Below are 17,351 nucleotides of genomic sequence, written 5' to 3'. Positions count from 1 at the left end.
GAGGGGATTTATTCCCTCGCCACAAGCGTTATCGAAAACGTCAGACGGTCTTGGCCATCCGTCCCGCCACCAACGCCCAGCCCAGCAGCAACACGCACAGGACGATCAGCGGCCACGAGCGCCATTGCAGGTACGGCGTCAGCTCGTGCATCGGCACCACTTCGCCGTAGAGGATGCCGCGTTGGAATTGCGGGATTTGTGCCGTGATCTGGCCAAAAGGGTTGATCAGGCCGGTCACGCCGTTGTTGGTGGCGCGAATCATCCAGCGACCGGCCTCCAAGGCGCGCATCTGGGCCATTTGCAAATGCTGAAGTGGGCCGATCGAGGTACCGAACCAGGTGTCGTTGCTGATGGTCAGAAGCAGGTCACTTCGCGCCGAGAGACTGGCGGCGAATTCCGGGTAGACCACCTCATAACAAATGAACGGCGCGATCTGGTATCCCTTGGCCTGGAGCAATGGCTGGTCAGCCGGGCCCCGGGCGAAATCCGACATGGGCAAATCGAAGAACGCGATGAGTCCGCGCAGCAGATCCTGTAGCGGCACGTACTCGCCGAAGGGCACCAACTTCTGCTTCAGGTAAGTGCCGTCACCTTCGCCGGTCACGGTGATGCCATTGAAGTAGCGCTTCTCGTGGCGGACCTCCTGGCGAATCGGTACGCCAGTGATCAACGCCGAACGCCGCTCGGCGGCGAAGCTGCCCATCATGTCCAGGTAACCCTGGGCGGACTCCTTCAGGACCGGCACGGCCGTTTCCGGCCAGACCAGCAGATCGACGCGCTTGGAGGTGAAACTCATGTCGCGATACAGCGCCAGTTGCGCGTTGAGCTGCTCGGGGTCCCACTTCATGCTTTGTTCGATGTTGCCCTGGATCGCCGCGACACTCAGCGGATCGCCAGAAGGGCTGGTCCAGGCGTGTCCTTTAAGGGCCATGCCGGCAGCCCAGGGCCCGATCAGCAGCAACACGCCCGCAACCATGAAGGCCTTGCGCCCGGAGCGCAGCAACTGGGGGGCGTTGTACAGCAGGGCGGCGGTCAGGGCCAGGGTAAAGGAAATCAGCCACATCCCACCCAGCGGCGCGAGTCCGGCCAGGGGGCCGTCGAGCTGGCTATAACCGGAATACAGCCACGGGAACCCGGTGAGGAACCAGCCGCGAAAGGCTTCCTGGCCCAACCACAGGGCGGCGAACGCCAGGGCATCGGCCAGTGGCGCCTCGTTGCGACGCAACCAGCGCGCCCAGAGCCAGGCGGGCAGGGCGAAGAACCAGGCGATGGCGGCGATGAACAGCAGCATCAAGAAGCCGGCGAGCAGCACCGAGGCGCCGCCGAAGTTATGGATGCTGACGTAGATCCAACTTGTGCCGGCGCCAAACAGGCCGAAACCGAAGCACCAGCCACGACCCAAGGCCTGGCGCGGCGAGAGTTCGCGCAATCCCGCGTAGAACAGTCCGACCGCCAGCAATGCCAGCGGCCAGATGTTGAATGGCGCCAGGGCGAGGGTGGTGATCGCACCGGCCACCACGGCCAGCAGGTTACCGGGCCAGCCGGGGCGGGTTATCCAGCGCATTTTTGTCCTTAGCGGGTCTTGAAAGGGTTATCGGCCAATGGGTGACAGGCGCAGCAGATGAATCCGGCGGCTGTCGGCATTCAGGATGCGGAAGCGCCAGGAGCCGATCTCCGTCGTTTCATTGCGCTTGGGCAGGTGGCCGAAGGCACTCATCACCAGGCCGCCGACGGTGTCGAACTCATCATCGGAGAATTCGCTGTCGAAGAACTCGTTGAAGTTTTCGATCGGCGTCAGGGCCTTGATCAGGAAATCGCCGCTGGGCAGTGGCTTGATGTAGCTGTCTTCCTCGACATCGTGCTCGTCCTCGATGTCGCCGACGATCTGTTCGAGCACGTCCTCAATGGTGACCAGCCCGGCCACGCCGCCGTATTCGTCGATGACGATGGCCATGTGGTTGTGGTTGGCGCGGAATTCACGCAACAGCACGTTCAGGCGCTTCGACTCGGGCACGAATGTGGCCGGACGCAGCAAATCCTTGATGTTGAAGCTGTCGCCGTTCTCCTGGAGGATCAGCGGCAGCAGGTCCTTGGCCAGCAGCACGCCCATGACATCGTCATGGCTCTCGCCAACGACCGGATAGCGCGAGTGAGCGGAGTCGACCACGGCGGGCAGGAATTCGCGGGGAGTCTGGGTCGCCTTGATGCTGACCATCTGCGAGCGCGGGACCATGATGTCGCGTACTTGCAGGTCAGCCACCTGGATGGCGCCTTCGACGATGGCCAGCGCTTCGCTGTCCAGCAATTTGTTCTGGTGTGCATCGCGCAGCAGCTCCAGCAGCTCCTGGCGGTTTTTCGGCTCATGGGCAAAAGCCTGGGTGAGCTTGCCCAGCCATGACTTCTGCCCGTTGGTCGATCGATCTTCGCTCATAGCGATTACTCTGAATCCTTTGTCGTTACAGTTGATGTATCAGTGTTCGTCGCCGGCATACGGGTCGGGATGACCCAGCTCGGCAAGCAACGTTCGTTCCAGTGCTTCCATTTCTTCGGCTTCGTCATCTTCCATATGGTCGTAACCCAGCAGATGCAAGCAGCCGTGAATCACCAGATGGGCCCAGTGGGCCTCAGGGGTCTTGTCTTGTTCCGCCGCTTCACGCTCGACCACCGGGACGCAGATCACCAGGTCGCCCAGCAGCGGGATGTCGAGCAGTTCGTCGGGTACGTCGGCGGGAAAGGACAGCACGTTGGTGGCGTAGTCCTTCTGTCGCCAGGTGTGGTTCAGCTCCCGGCCTTCGGCTTCATCCACCAGGCGGATCGTCAGCTCCGAGTCGGCGCTGCGCTGGCGCAGGGCCAGTTCGCACCATTGGCGGAACTGGGCTTCGCTGGGGGCGGGGTGTTCGCAGGCGACTTGCAGGTCGAGTTCAAGCATTGTGGCGATTGCCTTTGCTTTCGGTCGAATTTTCATCGGCGCGTTGCTCGAAACGCTCGTAGGCTTCGACAATGCGCTGCACCAACGGATGGCGCACGACGTCCTTGGGCATGAAGTGCGTGAAGCTGATGCCTGGCACGTCCTTGAGGACCTGGATTACATGGTTGAGCCCGGACTTGGTGCCACGGGGCAGGTCGACCTGGGTGATGTCCCCGGTGATGACGGCGGTGGAGCCGAAGCCGATCCGGGTCAGGAACATCTTCATCTGCTCGACGGTGGTGTTCTGGCTTTCGTCGAGGATGATGAAGCTGTTGTTCAGGGTCCGACCGCGCATGTAGGCCAGCGGCGCGACTTCGATGACCTGGCGCTCGATGAGCTTGGCGACGTATTCGAAGCCAAGCATTTCGTACAGCGCGTCATACAGTGGACGCAGGTACGGGTCGATCTTCTGGGCCAGGTCACCGGGCAGGAAGCCGAGCTTTTCACCGGCTTCGACCGCCGGTCGCACCAGCAGGATGCGGCGTACCTGTTCGCGTTCCAGCGCATCGACGGCGCAGGCTACGGCCAGGTAGGTCTTGCCGGTACCGGCCGGGCCGATGCCGAAGTTGATGTCGTTGCCGAGGATTTCCTTCACGTAGCGCTGTTGATTCAAGCCGCGTGGGCGAATCATGCCTTTTTTCGTGCGCAGGGCCACGGCAGGTTCCGACGGGGCGTGGTTGTCGAGCTCTTCGACAGCCGACTCCTGCAGGAACAGGTGGACCATGTCCGGCGAAAGTTCGCTCGCCTTGGTTTCCCGATAGAGGCGGCGCAGCAGGTTTTCCGCGGAGGAGGTGTGCTTGGGGTCGCCGATCAGTTCGAACTGGTTCCCGCGGTTGCGGATCTCGATGGCCAGGCGCTGTTCGATCAAGCGCAGGTGCTCGTCGAATTGCCCGCACAGATTGGCGAAGCGGCGAGCCTCAAAGGGCTCGAGAATGAAACGATGAGGTTCGATGGGTGCGTTCAAGGTCGTTTTTAGCCGCCCAGGGGCAATTAAGGTGAAATCAAGGATAACGCCAGTAGGCTGGGTGCGAAAGGTCTTAAGCAGGCGAATCTGATGACAGGGTTTGGCACGGCCACTGTGGGAGCGAGCTTGCTCGCGATGGGGGCCTCACATTCAACCTGGGTATTGACTGTGATACCGCTATCGCGAGCAAGCTCGCTCCCACAGGAAGTACGCGGTCACTGAATCAGCGAACCCCGCAGGGAGTGCGGCTGCGCGGCGTCGATGTGGACGTCGGCGAACTGGCCGATCAGGGCCGGGGTGTCGCAGCGGAAGTTGACGATGCGGTTGTTTTCCGTGCGGCCCTGCAGCTCGCCCGGGTCTTTTTTCGAGTAGTCGGTCACCAGGATCCGCTGGACGGAGCCGACCATTTGTCGGCTGATCTCGAAACCTTGCTGGTTCAAACGATGCTGCAAGGCGTTGAGTCGTTCCTTTTTGACTTCTTCCGGGGTCTCGTCCGCGAGGTCGGCCGCTGGCGTGCCGGGGCGTTGGCTGTAGACGAAGGAATAGGAAAAGTCGAAGCCCACGTCTTCAATGAGCTTCATGGTCTGCTGGAAATCTTTCTCGGTCTCGCCAGGAAAACCGACGATGAAGTCCGAGCTGATGCAGATGCCTGGGACCGCCGCGCGCAGCTTGCGCAGCTTGGATTTGTACTCCAATGCCGTGTGGTTGCGCTTCATGGCCGCGAGGATCCGGTCTGAACCCGATTGCACTGGAAGGTGCAGGTGCTTGACCAGCTCGGGGACTTCGGCGTGGGCCTGGATCAGGCTGTCGGAAAATTCCAGCGGATGGGAGGTGGTGTAGCGGATCCGGTCGATGCCGTCCACCGCCGCCACGACGCGGATCAGCTCGGCGAGGTCCGCCAGGCGCCCGTCATGGGTCAGGCCGCGATAGCCGTTGACGTTCTGCCCCAGCAGGGTCACTTCGCGCACACCGTTTTCCGCCAGGTGGATGATCTCGGCGATCACATCATCGAACGGTCGGCTGACTTCCTCGCCGCGGGTATAGGGCACCACGCAGAAGGTGCAGTACTTGCTGCAGCCTTCCATCACCGACACATAAGCGCTGGGGCCGTCGATGCGAGGCTCAGGCAGGTGGTCGAACTTTTCGATTTCAGGGAACGAAACGTCGACTTGCGGCAATTTGGTCACGCGCGCAGCGTCGATCATCTCGGGCAGGCGGTGCAGGGTCTGCGGGCCGAAAACAACGTCCACGTAGGGCGCACGATCACGGATGGCGGCGCCTTCCTGGCTGGCGACGCAGCCGCCGACCGCGATGACCATCTCCGGGTTGGCCAGCTTCAGTTCACGCCAGCGGCCCAGTTGGGAATACACCCGGTCCTGGGCGCGCTCGCGGATCGAGCAGGTGTTGAGCAGGATCACGTCCGCGTCTTCGGCGCGGGCGGTAACTTCCAGGGCCTGGTGTTCGCCCAGCAGATCGACCATGCGCGAGCTGTCGTACTCGTTCATCTGGCAACCGTGGGTTTCGATGTAAAGCTTCTTGGCCATGGACGGGTTCATCACGTGATTCAAAGAACCGCGCATTATAGGGAACAAGTCCCGCTGTTCCTACCGCTTCGCGAGCAGTGGCTATGCTATAGTTCGCGCCCTCATTTTTACCCGCCGATGTGTTTCGCCAGCCATGACCAAACGTGAAGCTCCAATCTACAAGGTGATTTTCCTCAACCAGGGCCAGGTGTTCGAAATGTACGCCAAGCAGATCTATCAGAGCGATCTGTGGGGTTTCCTGGAAGTCGAGGAATTCGTCTTTGGCGAGCGCACGCAAGTGGTCGTCGACCCGAGCGAAGAAAAGCTCAAGGCGCAGTTCGAAGGCGTGGTGCGCAGCTTCGTGCCGATGCATTCGATTGTGCGCATCGATGAAGTCGAGCGCCTGGGCACGCCGAAAATCAGCGAAGCCCGTGGCGCGGTCGGCAATGTGATGCCGTTTCCGATGCCGATGCCTGAGAAGTAGACCTTAGAACCGAGTTTCCCTCAATCGCGAGCTTGCTCGCGATGAGGCCATTAAAGCCTGCGCAATAATCAAGGCAGCGGTGAGAAGGGCGTACGCCCATCGGCGTTCTGCAATTCCATCAGGTATTTGCGAAAGATCTGCCCCAGCACCTGGGTGGCCACTTCCAACTCATCGCGAGGCATCTGCTCGGCGACTTCGTCGGCGGTGTCCAGGGCTTCTTCGGCACCATTGACCGCTGCCATCTTCAAGACGATATAAGCCTGGACATTGTTGGCCGGCACGCCTTCGCCATGGAAGAACATGCCGCCGAGCTTGAATTGCGCTTGGGCATGGCCTTGCAGCGAGGCTTTTTCGAAATAGTTGAGGGCTTGCTTGAGGTCGCGGGGCGCGGCCTTGCCGTCGTAGTAGAACTCGCCCAACTCGTATTGCGCTTGCGCGTCGCCCGCGTCGGCCGCTTTTTGACAGGCGTCGAGTGCCGGTGCGAGATCTTGTGGCTGGGTGTTGAGGGTGCAACGGCCCATCGCCGGGATCAACAACGAGTTACCGCCTGCCTGTGCATGAACGAGCAGGGGCTGAAGGAGCAACAGGCAGCCCAAGGCAAGGGTGCGGCCGGTGCGGTTCATGGGAATCGACTTACCTCTGAGGGGCGCGTGGATCCTCCGGGGGATCCAATAAGCGCGCATTATGAAATAAGCGGGGCCATCCTTACAAAGTCTTTACTCGTTTTTCTACTGCGAGAAGGCGACGGCAGCCGTTTGTCGGTTAAATAAGCGGAAAAGATGTATCTAGGGCAATGGATAGATCATCGGTGTTGATGTCAGCCAACGTCCGTTATTCCTGGCTGCTCATGAGCGATTCCCCTCCCCGTCCCGGTCATGTTCGATTCTTGTCCCATACAGAAGTTAACTGTCAGGTCTGACAGTAGCGGCATTTCGCATCCCTTGTTAGCGTTTCCCCACGAAGCGGGTCGGCAGACTGCCGGGGTGCGGTCATTCGCCCTATTTTAGCCTCGATTATCGAAGCCGCTGGGAATGGCCAGTGCGGTACGGGCTGGATCCTGGAGGGACCGGTTACGGCTTGCCTACTGAACGGACCCAAAAGGCAATGTTGGAGGCGCTCAACGACATCGTTCTGCACATTCGCTATACGAACCGTTCGAGATAACCCGGGACCGACGGTTTGCCGCTGTGGGCGCTGAACAGGCTATTTGGAAGGAGCTGAAAATGGCTACGGCTGGTTCGCTACACCGCCATACGCCCACTCTGGCCGTCATCGACCCACGGGGCCTGCCGTCCCGCACGGTGCGCTACTGCCGCACGCCATCAGTGCGAGATGCTGGGGTGCGCGTGGAGCGCGTGGTATTCAACGCTGCCGGGCGTGGGGTGGCGCAATGGGACGCGCGACTTTGGTCCCGGCACGAGGCCGGCGAGGCAGTAGCACCGAACCAGGTTACAACCTTCAGTCTGTCAGGGCAGGCGCTGGCGACTGTGAGTGTAGACGCGGGGTGGCGAGTGACGCTGCCGGGCGAAGCCGGACAGGTGCGGGAGGCTTGGGACGGGCGCGGCAGTCACACCCGCTGCGTATTTGATGGCCTGCTGCGCCCGGTGGCGGCATACGAGCAGGTCGCCGGCGAGGCCGAGCGCTGCGTGGAGCGACTGGTCTATGGCGACCCCGCGAAAGCCGACAGCAACCGTTGCGGCCAACTGCTGCGTCACGACGACCCCGCCGGCACGCGACGCTGGCCAAGCTTCAGCCTGCGGGGAAAGGCATTGGCCGAGAGCCGCGCCTTCCTGCAGACGCTGGAGATTGTGGACTGGCCCGAGGACGAGATTGAGCGCGATGCGCTGCTCGAGCCAGAGGTCTTTACCACGACCTGGTCTCACGACGTGTCGGGCGCAGTGCTCATCCAGGTCGATGCGCGTGGTCACGAGCAGCGCCAGGCCTACACGGTTGCAGGACAGCTCAGGGAAAGCGTGCTGACCCTCTCGGGAGGCCCCGCGCTGCGCCTGGTGGACGAGTTGGCCTACAACGCCTTCGGCCAGGTCGAGTCCCAGGTCGCGGGCAACGACGTGCGTAGCACAGCCATCTACGATCCGGCGGACGGCCGCCTGCTGCACTTGGCGGCCAGCCGCCCCGGCGGCGCCGTGCTGCAGGCACTGAGCTATTTTTACGATCAGGTGGGCAATGTGTTGCGCATTGAGGATGGCACCGCGGCGCTCACTTATTTCGCCAATCGCGAGAGTGACGGGATCAACACCTATGTCTACGACAGCCTGTACCAACTGATCGAGGCGACGGGGCGTGAGACCCCGGGCGGCGGCGTTAGTCCTGGGTTGCCGGGAACCATTCCGCTGCCTGGCACCGGAGATCCCAGCATACTCACTCCCTACAGTGAACGTTATGTCTACGATACCGGCGGTAACCTCACCTCGTTGACACACCAAGGGCTGCAGAACTGGGGCAGGCGCGTCGCCGTCTCCCCGGCGAGCAACCGCAGTCTGCCCTGGGCGCAAGATGCCCCCGAGCCGGACGTTGAAAGCGGCTTTGACGCCAACGGCAATCTGAAGTGCTTGGAGGGCCAGGCACTTGAGTGGGGGGTACGTAACCAGTTACAGCAGGCGAGCCAATTGCCGCGCGAGGATGGGGCTGCGGACCGAGAACGCTATATCTATGACAGCAATCAACAGCGAGTACGCAAGGTCACCTTGCGTCAGGCACGAACCATCACTCACGCCGCAGAGGTGCGTTATCTACCGGGATTGGAGCTGCGAACCGACACGGCAACGGGAGAGGTGTTGGATGTGGTCACGGTATCGACTGGCCTGACTCGGGTGCGGGCGCTGCGCTGGCATGCGGGGCGGCCGCCGGGCATACCCAACGATCAGCTGCGTTATCTGATAAATGACCATTTGGGCAGCGCAGTCCTGGAGGTTGATGATCAGGGCCGACTGATGAGCCAGGAGGGATACTATCCGTACGGCGGCACGGCGTGGCGGGCAGCAAGAAATGCCATAGAAGTAAAATACAAGGTCACTCGTTATTCGGGTCAGGAGCGTGATCAGACGGGACTTTTATACTATGGCCTTCGTTACTATATCCCGTGGCTGCAGAAATGGTTGAACCCGGACCCGGCTGGGGCGGTTGATGGGTTGAATCTGTTCAGGATGGTAAAGGGCAATCCCATCGGCCTGGTGGATAAACAGGGACTTGGTGCATTACCGGTCGTTGGCGAGGCTCCGGATGACTACCGATATCTTCCGATAGGTCTGGCATCGATAAATGAAATGAAAGACATTAGACCAGCCGGTAATGCGGCGCCCATAAACGACGATGATTTACTTCATTCAATCGAACCGCCAGAAGCTTTTTCACTTGACAGCGCGAGTCGAGAAACATTTAGCGAAGCTGCGGAGGGGGCCGCATTCACTGGCGTGGCGCATATTCACACCGGTGTAATATATCTTGCTCCATTGCGCGCCAGCGGGCGTTCCATGCCTCATACAAACAGAACCTGGGACAACGCAAAGGTAACGAATATAAGGGGCGAAATAATAAAAGCCCCGCCCATTACGCATAACGATCCGGCGAAACCTATACCGAGCCACACTCAGTTAGCCAGCATGGTTGGAGTTGATCAGAGATATTTGGTTGGTTTCTCGGTAATAAAAGGGGTAGGGGGGACGATCTACAGTATGGGATACACTTCCAGGTCAAGTCAGAATACCCCGCTTGTCGAAGATGCCGACGCTGTGAGTTCCCCAAGCGATTTTGAAAAATTCAAATTTGTCAGGCGCGATGCTTTAGTTGAGTTTACGCATCTCGTTGGTGTTCTTCCTGAACGATGGGCGAATGCTATTCATCAACGCCTGAAGGAAGAGTTTGGAATATCAAACAAAAACCCCAACATCTTTGGTCAAGTGACTCCAATTACGACCGCGCTGCCGCCCCCACCGCCGCCCCCACCGGCGCCCGTGTCACGCCAGCCGATGAGAAGGCCGCGCCTTTAATATACGCAGGTTCGCATAGGCTTAACGTTGCGCTTGAGACATTGACGAAAACAACAAGCGTCAAAGATGATCATTGTTTGAATTGATCTGTAAGCCGTTGAAGCTGAGGGCAGCAGCCAAGCGTTGCACTTGGCTCATGGCGCACCTCCACTCGGAGCGGGGCCACCCAGGCATCTTTCCAAAGTGGCCAGAGAAACAACAGGCAGTGCCTTATCTCAGCGCCATGAAGGCCCGCTCGGCCGCGTCGAGCGTGATCTTCAGTTCCGCCTCGCCATGGGCGATGGAGGTGAAGCCGGCTTCGAACGCGCTTGGCGCCAGGTAGACGCCGCCTTCGAGCATCAGATGGAAGAAGCGCTTGAAGCGGTCGGCGTCGCTGGCCATCACGTCCTCGAAAGTCACGATGTCATCGGCGCCGCTGAAATACAGGCCGAACATGCCGCCGGCCTGGGTGGTGACGAACGGAATGCCCGCTGCGTCGGCGCGCACTTGCAGCCCGTCGAGCAGGCGCGTGGTGAAGTCGGTCAGTTCGGCGTGGAAGCCCGGGCGGCTGATCAGGCGCAGGGTGGTCAGGCCGGCGGCCATCGCCAACGGGTTGCCCGACAGCGTGCCGGCCTGGTAGACCGGGCCCAGTGGCGCGATGCATTCCATGATCGCGCGCTTGCCACCGAAGCAGCCCACCGGCATGCCGCCGCCGATGATCTTGCCAAAGGTGCTCAAGTCCGGCGTCACGCCGTAGTGGGCCTGGGCGCCGCCGAGGGCGACGCGGAAGCCGGTCATCACTTCATCGAAAATCAACACCACGCCGTGCTGGTCGCACAGGCTGCGCAGGCCTTCGAGGAAACCCGGTGCCGGCGGCACGCAGTTCATATTGCCGGCCACCGGCTCGACGATGATGCACGCCACTTCCTGGCCGACTTCGCCGAGCATCTTCTCGACTTCTTCAAGATCGTTGAACGGCAATGTCAGGGTGTGTTTGGCGAACGCCGCCGGCACGCCCGCCGAGCTTGGCACGCCTTGGGTCAACGCGCCGGAACCGGCCTTGACCAGCAGGCTGTCGGAGTGGCCGTGGTAGCAGCCTTCGAATTTGATGATGCTGTCGCGGCCGGTGTAGCCGCGGGCCAGGCGGATCGCACTCATGGTCGCTTCGGTGCCAGAGCTGACCATGCGCACCATTTCCATCGACGGCACGATGGAACAGACCAGGTCCGCCATCTCGGTTTCCATCGCGGTCGGGGCGCCGTAGGACAGGCCGTGTTCCAGCTGCTTGCGCACCGCATCCAGCACGTCCGGATGGCTGTGGCCCAGGATCATCGGGCCCCACGAGCCGACATAGTCAACGTAGCGCTTGTCGTCTTCATCGGTGACATAGGCGCCTTCGGCGTGCTTGAAGAACAGCGGGGTGCCGCCGACGCTCTTGAACGCACGAACGGGCGAGTTCACGCCGCCGGGGATGTGTTTCTGGGCGTTGGCAAACAGGGTTTCGGAACGGGACATGGCAGGGCTCTCGAAAACGGAAAAATGACTATTTGGTGTGCAGCAGGTCGTTGAAGGCGCGGGCGCGGCGCGTCACGTCAGCGGTGCTGTCGGCGCCGAACAGGCCGTGGACCACCGCGAGCAGATCGACCCCATGGGCCACCAGCGGGGCGGCGTTTTCCAAGGTGATGCCGCCGATGGCGCAAATCGGTACATGCAGTTTGATGCGGGCCTGTTCGAGCAGTTCAAGGTTTGCGCTGGGCGCCCCGGGCTTGGTGCTGGAGTTGAAAAAGCGCCCGAACGCGACGTAGCTGGCGCCTTCGTTGATGGCCTGTTCGGCCAGCTCCAGGCTGGCGTGGCAAGTGGAGCCGACGATTGCCTTGTGGCCCAGCAACGCCCGCACCGGCGCCAACGGGCCATCGGTCTGGCCGAGGTGGACACCGACGCCAAGGCGCGCGGCCAATTCGGCGTCATCGTTGATGATCAGTTGGGTCTTGTAGCGCTCGCACAAGTTGCGCAGTGCCTCGGCCTCGCGCAGGCGCCGGGCCTCGTCGCTGCTTTTATCGCGGTACTGCAGCAGGGTCACGCCACCTTCCAGCGCGGCTTCGACATACGCGAGGAACTTGCCGGCCAGCAGTTGGCTGTCGGTCACGGCATAAAGGCCACGTAATTTCATTCCACAGCTCCTGTGCTACGAGCAGAAATCCAGCGGCAGGCGACGCGGTACGAACTGGCCTTTGCCCAGTTGTTCGGCATCGCGCAGGGTGCGCCAGGTATAGTCCAGCGCTGTCTTGACCGCGCTGGCGAGCTGTTCGCCCTGGGCCAACCGGCCGGCGATGGCGCTGGCAAGGGTGCAGCCGGAGCCGTGATAGCTGCCGGGCAAGCGCTGGCAGGTAAACGTCTCGCGGTGTCCGTCACGGCTGTACAGGCGATTATGGACTTCATGCTCGTCGCCGTGGCCGCCGGTGATCAGCAGGTGCTTGACGAAGGGCAGCAATTTTTCTGCGCATTCATCGGCGCTGCCTTCGGGCAACTCGGCGAGGATGCGCGCTTCAGGCAGGTTAGGTGTGGCGATGATGGCCAGGGGCAGCAGGCGTTCGCGCATGGCGTAGCCGACTTCATCCTTGCCCAACCGTCCGCCACCGCCGGCGCGCAGCACCGGATCGCAGACCATCGGCAATTGTGGGTGCGCCTTCAGCAACTCGACCACTGTGTCGACCATCTCCAATGAGCCGAGCATCCCCAGCTTGACCGCCGCGACGGGCGAATCGTTGAGCACGGCATTGGCTTGCGCCAGCACCCACTCGCGGTCGAGCACGCGAAAATCGCTGACGTTGACCGTGTCTTGCACAGTCAGCGCGGTAACGGCCGGGGCGGCGTGACATCCCTGGGCGAGCAGGGCTTCGATATCTGCCTGCAAGCCGGCGCCACCACTTGGGTCGTGGCCGGAGAGACAGAGGACAACGGGGCGAGAGCTGTAGATATTCATGGTGCGCGAGCTTATCACCAAACCTCTTTTATCGGTGATCGGGCTCAAAGGGTTTTGCTGGCGATTATTTTTGTGGTCCGCCAATCGTCAACTTGACCAAAGCAACAGCTCTATCTCAATGCTTGGCGCTGAGACGCCCGTCCTAGAGCCTTTTGTCGGAAAAATTTCCGTGGTGCAAATTGGCCATCAACGGCTATGCTAGGGATGGATCCAACCAATAACAGGTAATGCCGGTTTTACGTCTACTCAGGGAATGGGGGGCTTCCTGACTCAACCGGACAGGCCACGCTGGGGCTTAAATGCGCTATTTGCTGATGTTGCTGCTGTGCTTGTCCCCCTTGGCGAGTGCGCTCGAATTTGATGAATCTACCCAAAGCCTGCCTTTGGGCCATGCCTTGCAGGTTTTTGAAGATGCCAGCGGCACGGCCTCCATCGATGACGTCCTGGCCCAGGCCACGTCCGGTCGTTTCAAATCCCATGACAAGGCAACGCTGAATGCCGGTTACTCACGGTCGGCATTCTGGTTGAAAGTGGATCTGCATTATCGTCCGGCCAATCCCGACGCCCAGCGAACCTGGCTGCTGGAACTGGCGTATCCGCCGCTGGATCACTTGGACTTGTACTTGGCCGACGGCACCGGGGCGTATCGCCTGGTTCGCCAGACGGGCGATGCACTGCCGTTTGCCAGCCGCGAGGTTCGCCAGAACAATTACCTTTTCAGCCTGGATTTCCAACCGGAACAACGCCAGACCGTGTATTTGCGCCTGCAGAGCCAGGGCTCGATCCAGGCGCCGTTGACGCTGTGGTCGAGCACCGCGTACCTGGAGCAGCAGCCGGTGCGCCTGTATGTGTTGGGGACCATTTATGGCGTGTTGCTGGGGATGCTGGTCTACAACCTGTTCATTTACCTGAGCGTGCGCGACACCAGCTATTTGTATTACATCTTTTATATCGCCTCGTTCGGCCTGTATCAGCTGTCGGTCAACGGCGCGGCGGTGGAGTATTTCTGGCCGGACAATCCTTGGTGGGCCAACGCTGCGACACCATTCTTCATCGGCTGCGCGGGCCTGTTCGGCAGCCAGTTCGCCCGCAGTTTCCTGCAGACCGCGCAATACAGTCGTTGGGTCGATCGAGTATTGCTTGTGCTGATTGCCTACGGCGCCGTGGTGGTGGGGCTGTCGTTGATGACCAGCTATGCCCTGGCGCTACGCCTGGCGACGGCGTTGGCCCTGGTGTTTACCGTGGTGATCTTTGCCGCCGGGCTATTCGTCTGGTGGCGTGGCCTGCGGGTCGCGCGTTATTTCATCATCGCCTGGTCGGCGTTCCTGCTGGGAGGCATCGTCAACACGCTGATGGTGTTGGGTTACCTGCCGAACATTTTCCTGACCATGTACGCCAGCCAGATCGGTTCTGCTATCGAAGTAGCGCTGTTGTCGCTGGCCCTGGCGGATCGCATCAACGCGATGCGCGAGCAGCAAGCCCAGACGCTGTTCGACGCCGGTCAGAAACTCGAAGTGCTCAACCAGCAGTTGGCCCAGGGCAACAAACTCAAGGACGAATTCCTCGCCACCCTGACCCACGAGTTGCGCACGCCAATGAACGGTGTGATTGGCTCCCTGGAGTTGATGGAAACCGTCGAGATGGACGAGGAGCTCACGCAGTATCAACAGACTGCGGCCGGTTCGGCGCGGGACATGATGCGCATGGTCAACGGTATGCTCACGCTCACCGAGTTGCAGGCCGGCAAGCTCAAGGTCTACCCGGCACCGTTCAGCCTGCGCGGTGTGACTGACGCCTTGCAGGTGCAGTTTGGTGCCAACGCGGCGGCCAAGGGCCTGGATTTCAAGGTCGACATTGGCCCCGGCCTGGCGGATCGATTGGTCGGTGACAGCGGTAAACTGGCCCAGTGCCTGGAATGCCTGTTGGACAACGCCATCAAGTTCACCCGCTCGGGTGGCGTTGCGCTGCGGGTCAGCGGGCGGCCGTCGGAGCTGGATCGCCTGGTGCTGTCATTCGCGGTGATCGATACCGGCATCGGTTTCACCGATCTCGGCGAGGCGACGTTGTACCAGCGCTTCTTCCAGCTCGACGGCTCGATGACGCGCGAATACGGCGGCCTTGGCGTGGGCTTGGCGATCTGCCGCCAGTTGGTCGAACTGCTCGGCGGGCGCCTGACCCATATTTCCGAGCCGGGGCGCGGCAGCCGTTTCCAGCTCGACGTTGAATTCGACATTGCGTTGCCAGTGGCCATCCCGACGCCATTTTCCTTCAACGGACGCCGGGATTCGCGCCAGCCTCAGGATTGCACGGTGCTGCTGGCGGACGACAACACCATCGATCAGTTGGTCATGCGCGGCATGCTGCTGAAATTGGGTTATCGGGTGCGCACCGCCGACAACGGTCGAGCCGCCCTGGACCTGCTACAGAGCGACAGTTTTGACGCGGTGCTCCTCGATTGCCAATCGGCGCCGCCGGACGGCGTTTCTCTCTGCTGCCAGATCCGCGCGCTGTCCGGTTGCGAGGATTTGCCGGTGCTGGTGGTCAGCCCGAACCTCGAGCAGGAGCGTTGCCCCTCCGGAGCCTTGGTCGATTACTTGAGCAAACCGGTGAAATTCGAGGTGCTCCAGGCGATTCTGCAGCGACGCGTGCTTTGTCCGAAACAGGGTGAAAGCGCCGATATTTAGGCGGATATGCCACTTTGATCGGCCAGGGGGCGGTGCTTAACTGGATCCCTGCTGGCCGACCGAGGAGCCCCGTCATGAACCTGCATCAGTTCGCCGAAACCCACGACGTCACCAATCAACCGCCGTCCCTGGACGGTGCCAACCTGTACCGCATCGATCTGCCGCTGCAACAGTGGTCTCGGCGCTTCGGTGCTGATTGGGCGCAGGCGCGGATCGACGCCTACGGTGCGCTGGCCGGCGGGCCGTTGATGGAAGCGGGATTCCTGGCCAACCAGAACAAGCCGGTATTTTCCAGTCACGACCGCTACGGCCACCGTGTCGACCTGGTGGAGTTTCATCCCGCGTATCACCAGCTGATGCGTACCGCCATCGAGCACGGCTTGCCCAGCCTGCCGTGGGCCCATCCGCAGCCTGGCGCCCATGTCGCCCGCGCTTCGATGACTTACCTGCACAGCCAAGCCGAAGCCGGAACCGGTTGCCCGCTGACCATGACTTTCGCGAGCGTGCCGGCGCTGCGCCTGCAACCTGATCTGGCCGAGCATTGGGTGCCAAAAGTGCTCGCCACACAATACGACTCGCGCAACGTCGGCATGGCCCATAAGGCCGGGGTGACGATTGGCATGGCGATGACCGAAAAACAAGGCGGCACGGACGTACGGGCCAACACCACCAAGGCCTACCCGGTGGGCGCCAGCGGGCCTGGCCAGGCCTACGAACTGGTGGGGCATAAATGGTTTTGCTCGGCACCGATGTGCGACGCCTTCCTCACCCTGGCCCAGACCGACAAGGGCCTGACCTGTTTCCTGCTGCCGCGTCATCGCCCGGATGACACGCGCAATCAGTTTTATATCCAGCGGCTGAAAAACAAACTGGGAAACTGTTCCAACGCGTCCAGCGAAGTCGAGTTCCGTGGCGCCCTGGCCTGGATGGTCGGCGAAGAGGGCCGAGGCGTGCCGACGATCATCGAGATGGTCGCCATGACCCGTTTCGATTGCATGGTCGGCTCCAGCGCACTGATGCGCCAGGCCTTGACCCAGGCCAGCCACCACTGCGCGCACCGCCTGGTTGGCGGCAAGGTGTTGAGTGAGCAGCCGCTGATGCAAAACGTGCTCGCCGACCTGGCCTTGGAAAGCGAAGCCGCGTTGGCGCTGAGCCTGCGCATGGGGCGGGCGCTGGATCAGCTCGACGACGAACACGAAGCCAAGTTCGCTAGGCTGGTGACGGCGGTGGGCAAGTATTGGATCTGCAAGCGCGCCCCCGCGATGATCAACGAAGCCGCGGAATGCATGGGCGGGGCCGGCTACGTCGAAGACAGCATCCTGCCGCGCCTGTACCGTGAAGCGCCGGTCAATTCGACGTGGGAGGGTTCCGGCAACGTGCAGTGCCTGGATGTGCTGCGGGCTCTGTCCAAGGAACCGGGCGTACTCGAGGTGCTGTTCAACGAATTGGGCGACGGCCATGGCGACAAACGCCTGGCTCGCCACATCGACCAGTTGCACGCGGCATTCAAGGACACCGACGACATCCAGTACCGCGCCCGGCAATTGACCGAAGACATCGCCGTCGGCCTGCAAGCGAGACTGCTGCTCGAGGCGGGCAATAGCGAAGTCAGCGATGCCTTCATCGCCAGTCGCCTGGGCTCGACCGGTCGGGTCTACGGTGCCCTGCCTCGGGGCTTGAATGTCGAGGCGATCGTCGCCCGCTCGACCCCGCAGGGTTTCTGAAACAACCCTACCTATTGTGGGAACGATCGAGTCCA

At 61.3% G+C, this 17,351-nt stretch carries 13 protein-coding genes; 4 read left to right on the top strand and 9 right to left on the bottom strand.

What is annotated here, in order from left to right; translation table 11 throughout:
* Nucleotides 1–40: 40 nt before the first annotated feature.
* From lnt to miaB, 5 genes are all read right to left on the bottom strand, one after another.
* Complete coding sequence (gene lnt / locus J3P79_RS23220) at nucleotides 41–1,564, bottom strand: apolipoprotein N-acyltransferase (protein ID WP_434605913.1); 1,524 nt, start codon at nucleotides 1,562–1,564, stop codon at nucleotides 41–43.
* A gap of 27 nt (nucleotides 1,565–1,591) precedes the next feature.
* Nucleotides 1,592–2,431, bottom strand: a complete 840-nt coding sequence (locus J3P79_RS23215) for an HlyC/CorC family transporter (RefSeq protein ID WP_039594071.1) — start codon at nucleotides 2,429–2,431, stop codon at nucleotides 1,592–1,594.
* A 39-nt stretch (nucleotides 2,432–2,470) separates the two neighbouring features.
* Nucleotides 2,471–2,929, bottom strand: coding sequence for an rRNA maturation RNase YbeY (gene ybeY / locus J3P79_RS23210; protein ID WP_434605910.1), 459 nt, complete (start codon nucleotides 2,927–2,929; stop codon nucleotides 2,471–2,473).
* The gene (locus J3P79_RS23205; protein WP_434605908.1) at nucleotides 2,922–3,932 is read right to left on the bottom strand and encodes a PhoH family protein; all 1,011 of its coding nucleotides are present in this window, start codon (nucleotides 3,930–3,932) and stop codon (nucleotides 2,922–2,924) included. Before J3P79_RS23205 ends, ybeY begins: the two co-directional genes overlap by 8 nt.
* A 215-nt stretch (nucleotides 3,933–4,147) precedes the next feature.
* Nucleotides 4,148–5,476 carry a tRNA (N6-isopentenyl adenosine(37)-C2)-methylthiotransferase MiaB gene (gene miaB / locus J3P79_RS23200; RefSeq protein WP_434605906.1) on the bottom strand — a complete coding sequence of 443 codons (1,329 nt, stop codon included), beginning with the start codon at nucleotides 5,474–5,476 and terminating at the stop codon, nucleotides 4,148–4,150.
* A gap of 133 nt (nucleotides 5,477–5,609) precedes the next feature.
* Here miaB and J3P79_RS23195 point away from each other — a divergent pair, with 133 nt between their 5' ends.
* Nucleotides 5,610–5,939 (top strand): DUF1820 family protein, encoded by a 330-nt coding sequence (locus J3P79_RS23195; RefSeq protein WP_003185742.1) that lies wholly within the window; start codon nucleotides 5,610–5,612, stop codon nucleotides 5,937–5,939.
* 68 nt (nucleotides 5,940–6,007) lie between these two features.
* Here J3P79_RS23195 and J3P79_RS23190 read toward each other — a convergent pair whose 3' ends face one another.
* Complete coding sequence (locus J3P79_RS23190; protein WP_039594075.1) at nucleotides 6,008–6,562, bottom strand: tetratricopeptide repeat protein; 555 nt, start codon at nucleotides 6,560–6,562, stop codon at nucleotides 6,008–6,010.
* A 600-nt stretch (nucleotides 6,563–7,162) separates the two neighbouring features.
* Here J3P79_RS23190 and J3P79_RS23185 point away from each other — a divergent pair.
* Complete coding sequence (locus J3P79_RS23185; RefSeq protein ID WP_434605904.1) at nucleotides 7,163–9,946, top strand: RHS repeat-associated core domain-containing protein; 2,784 nt, start codon at nucleotides 7,163–7,165, stop codon at nucleotides 9,944–9,946.
* A gap of 210 nt (nucleotides 9,947–10,156) precedes the next feature.
* On the opposite strand, the gene hemL is transcribed toward J3P79_RS23185, so the two are convergent.
* From hemL to J3P79_RS23170, 3 genes are read right to left on the bottom strand one after another with little or no spacing between them, the layout of a single operon-like run.
* Nucleotides 10,157–11,440, bottom strand: coding sequence for a glutamate-1-semialdehyde 2,1-aminomutase (gene hemL, locus J3P79_RS23180; RefSeq protein WP_434605902.1), 1,284 nt, complete (start codon nucleotides 11,438–11,440; stop codon nucleotides 10,157–10,159).
* Between the two features lie 28 nt (nucleotides 11,441–11,468).
* Nucleotides 11,469–12,095 carry a thiamine phosphate synthase gene (thiE, locus tag J3P79_RS23175; protein ID WP_434605900.1) on the bottom strand — a complete coding sequence of 209 codons (627 nt, stop codon included), beginning with the start codon at nucleotides 12,093–12,095 and terminating at the stop codon, nucleotides 11,469–11,471.
* Nucleotides 12,096–12,110: 15 nt separating this feature from the next.
* Nucleotides 12,111–12,908: a hydroxymethylpyrimidine/phosphomethylpyrimidine kinase gene (locus J3P79_RS23170; RefSeq protein ID WP_045157019.1), complete on the bottom strand. Its 798-nt coding sequence runs from the start codon at nucleotides 12,906–12,908 to the stop codon at nucleotides 12,111–12,113.
* Nucleotides 12,909–13,207: 299 nt separating this feature from the next.
* Here J3P79_RS23170 and J3P79_RS23165 point away from each other — a divergent pair, with 299 nt between their 5' ends.
* A complete protein-coding gene (locus tag J3P79_RS23165; protein ID WP_434605898.1) occupies nucleotides 13,208–15,592 on the top strand; it encodes a 7TM diverse intracellular signaling domain-containing protein in 2,385 nt (794 codons plus the stop codon).
* A 74-nt stretch (nucleotides 15,593–15,666) separates the two neighbouring features.
* A complete protein-coding gene (locus J3P79_RS23160; protein ID WP_434605896.1) occupies nucleotides 15,667–17,316 on the top strand; it encodes an acyl-CoA dehydrogenase family protein in 1,650 nt (549 codons plus the stop codon).
* Nucleotides 17,317–17,351 lie beyond the last annotated feature (35 nt).

It is taken from the genome of Pseudomonas sp. R1-7, assembly GCF_051132105.1.
GTDB lineage: Bacteria > Pseudomonadota > Gammaproteobacteria > Pseudomonadales > Pseudomonadaceae > Aquipseudomonas.
The sequence above is the reverse complement of the archived record's forward strand: the minus strand, read 5'-3'. Positions and strand labels throughout refer to the sequence as shown.

Excerpts from the sequence above, each read along its gene's own strand:
- lnt (WP_434605913.1), bottom strand. The coding sequence starts at position 1,564 with ATGCGCTGGATAACCCGCCCCGGCTGGCCCGGTAACCTGCTGGCCGTG.
- J3P79_RS23215 (WP_039594071.1), bottom strand. The coding sequence starts at position 2,431 with ATGAGCGAAGATCGATCGACCAACGGGCAGAAGTCATGGCTGGGCAAG.
- ybeY (WP_434605910.1), bottom strand. The coding sequence starts at position 2,929 with ATGCTTGAACTCGACCTGCAAGTCGCCTGCGAACACCCCGCCCCCAGC.
- miaB (WP_434605906.1), bottom strand. The coding sequence starts at position 5,476 with ATGGCCAAGAAGCTTTACATCGAAACCCACGGTTGCCAGATGAACGAG.
- J3P79_RS23195 (WP_003185742.1), top strand. The coding sequence starts at position 5,610 with ATGACCAAACGTGAAGCTCCAATCTACAAGGTGATTTTCCTCAACCAG.
- J3P79_RS23190 (WP_039594075.1), bottom strand. The coding sequence starts at position 6,562 with ATGAACCGCACCGGCCGCACCCTTGCCTTGGGCTGCCTGTTGCTCCTT.
- J3P79_RS23185 (WP_434605904.1), top strand. The coding sequence starts at position 7,163 with ATGGCTACGGCTGGTTCGCTACACCGCCATACGCCCACTCTGGCCGTC.
- hemL (WP_434605902.1), bottom strand. The coding sequence starts at position 11,440 with ATGTCCCGTTCCGAAACCCTGTTTGCCAACGCCCAGAAACACATCCCC.
- thiE (WP_434605900.1), bottom strand. The coding sequence starts at position 12,095 with ATGAAATTACGTGGCCTTTATGCCGTGACCGACAGCCAACTGCTGGCC.
- J3P79_RS23170 (WP_045157019.1), bottom strand. The coding sequence starts at position 12,908 with ATGAATATCTACAGCTCTCGCCCCGTTGTCCTCTGTCTCTCCGGCCAC.
- J3P79_RS23165 (WP_434605898.1), top strand. The coding sequence starts at position 13,208 with ATGCGCTATTTGCTGATGTTGCTGCTGTGCTTGTCCCCCTTGGCGAGT.
- J3P79_RS23160 (WP_434605896.1), top strand. The coding sequence starts at position 15,667 with ATGAACCTGCATCAGTTCGCCGAAACCCACGACGTCACCAATCAACCG.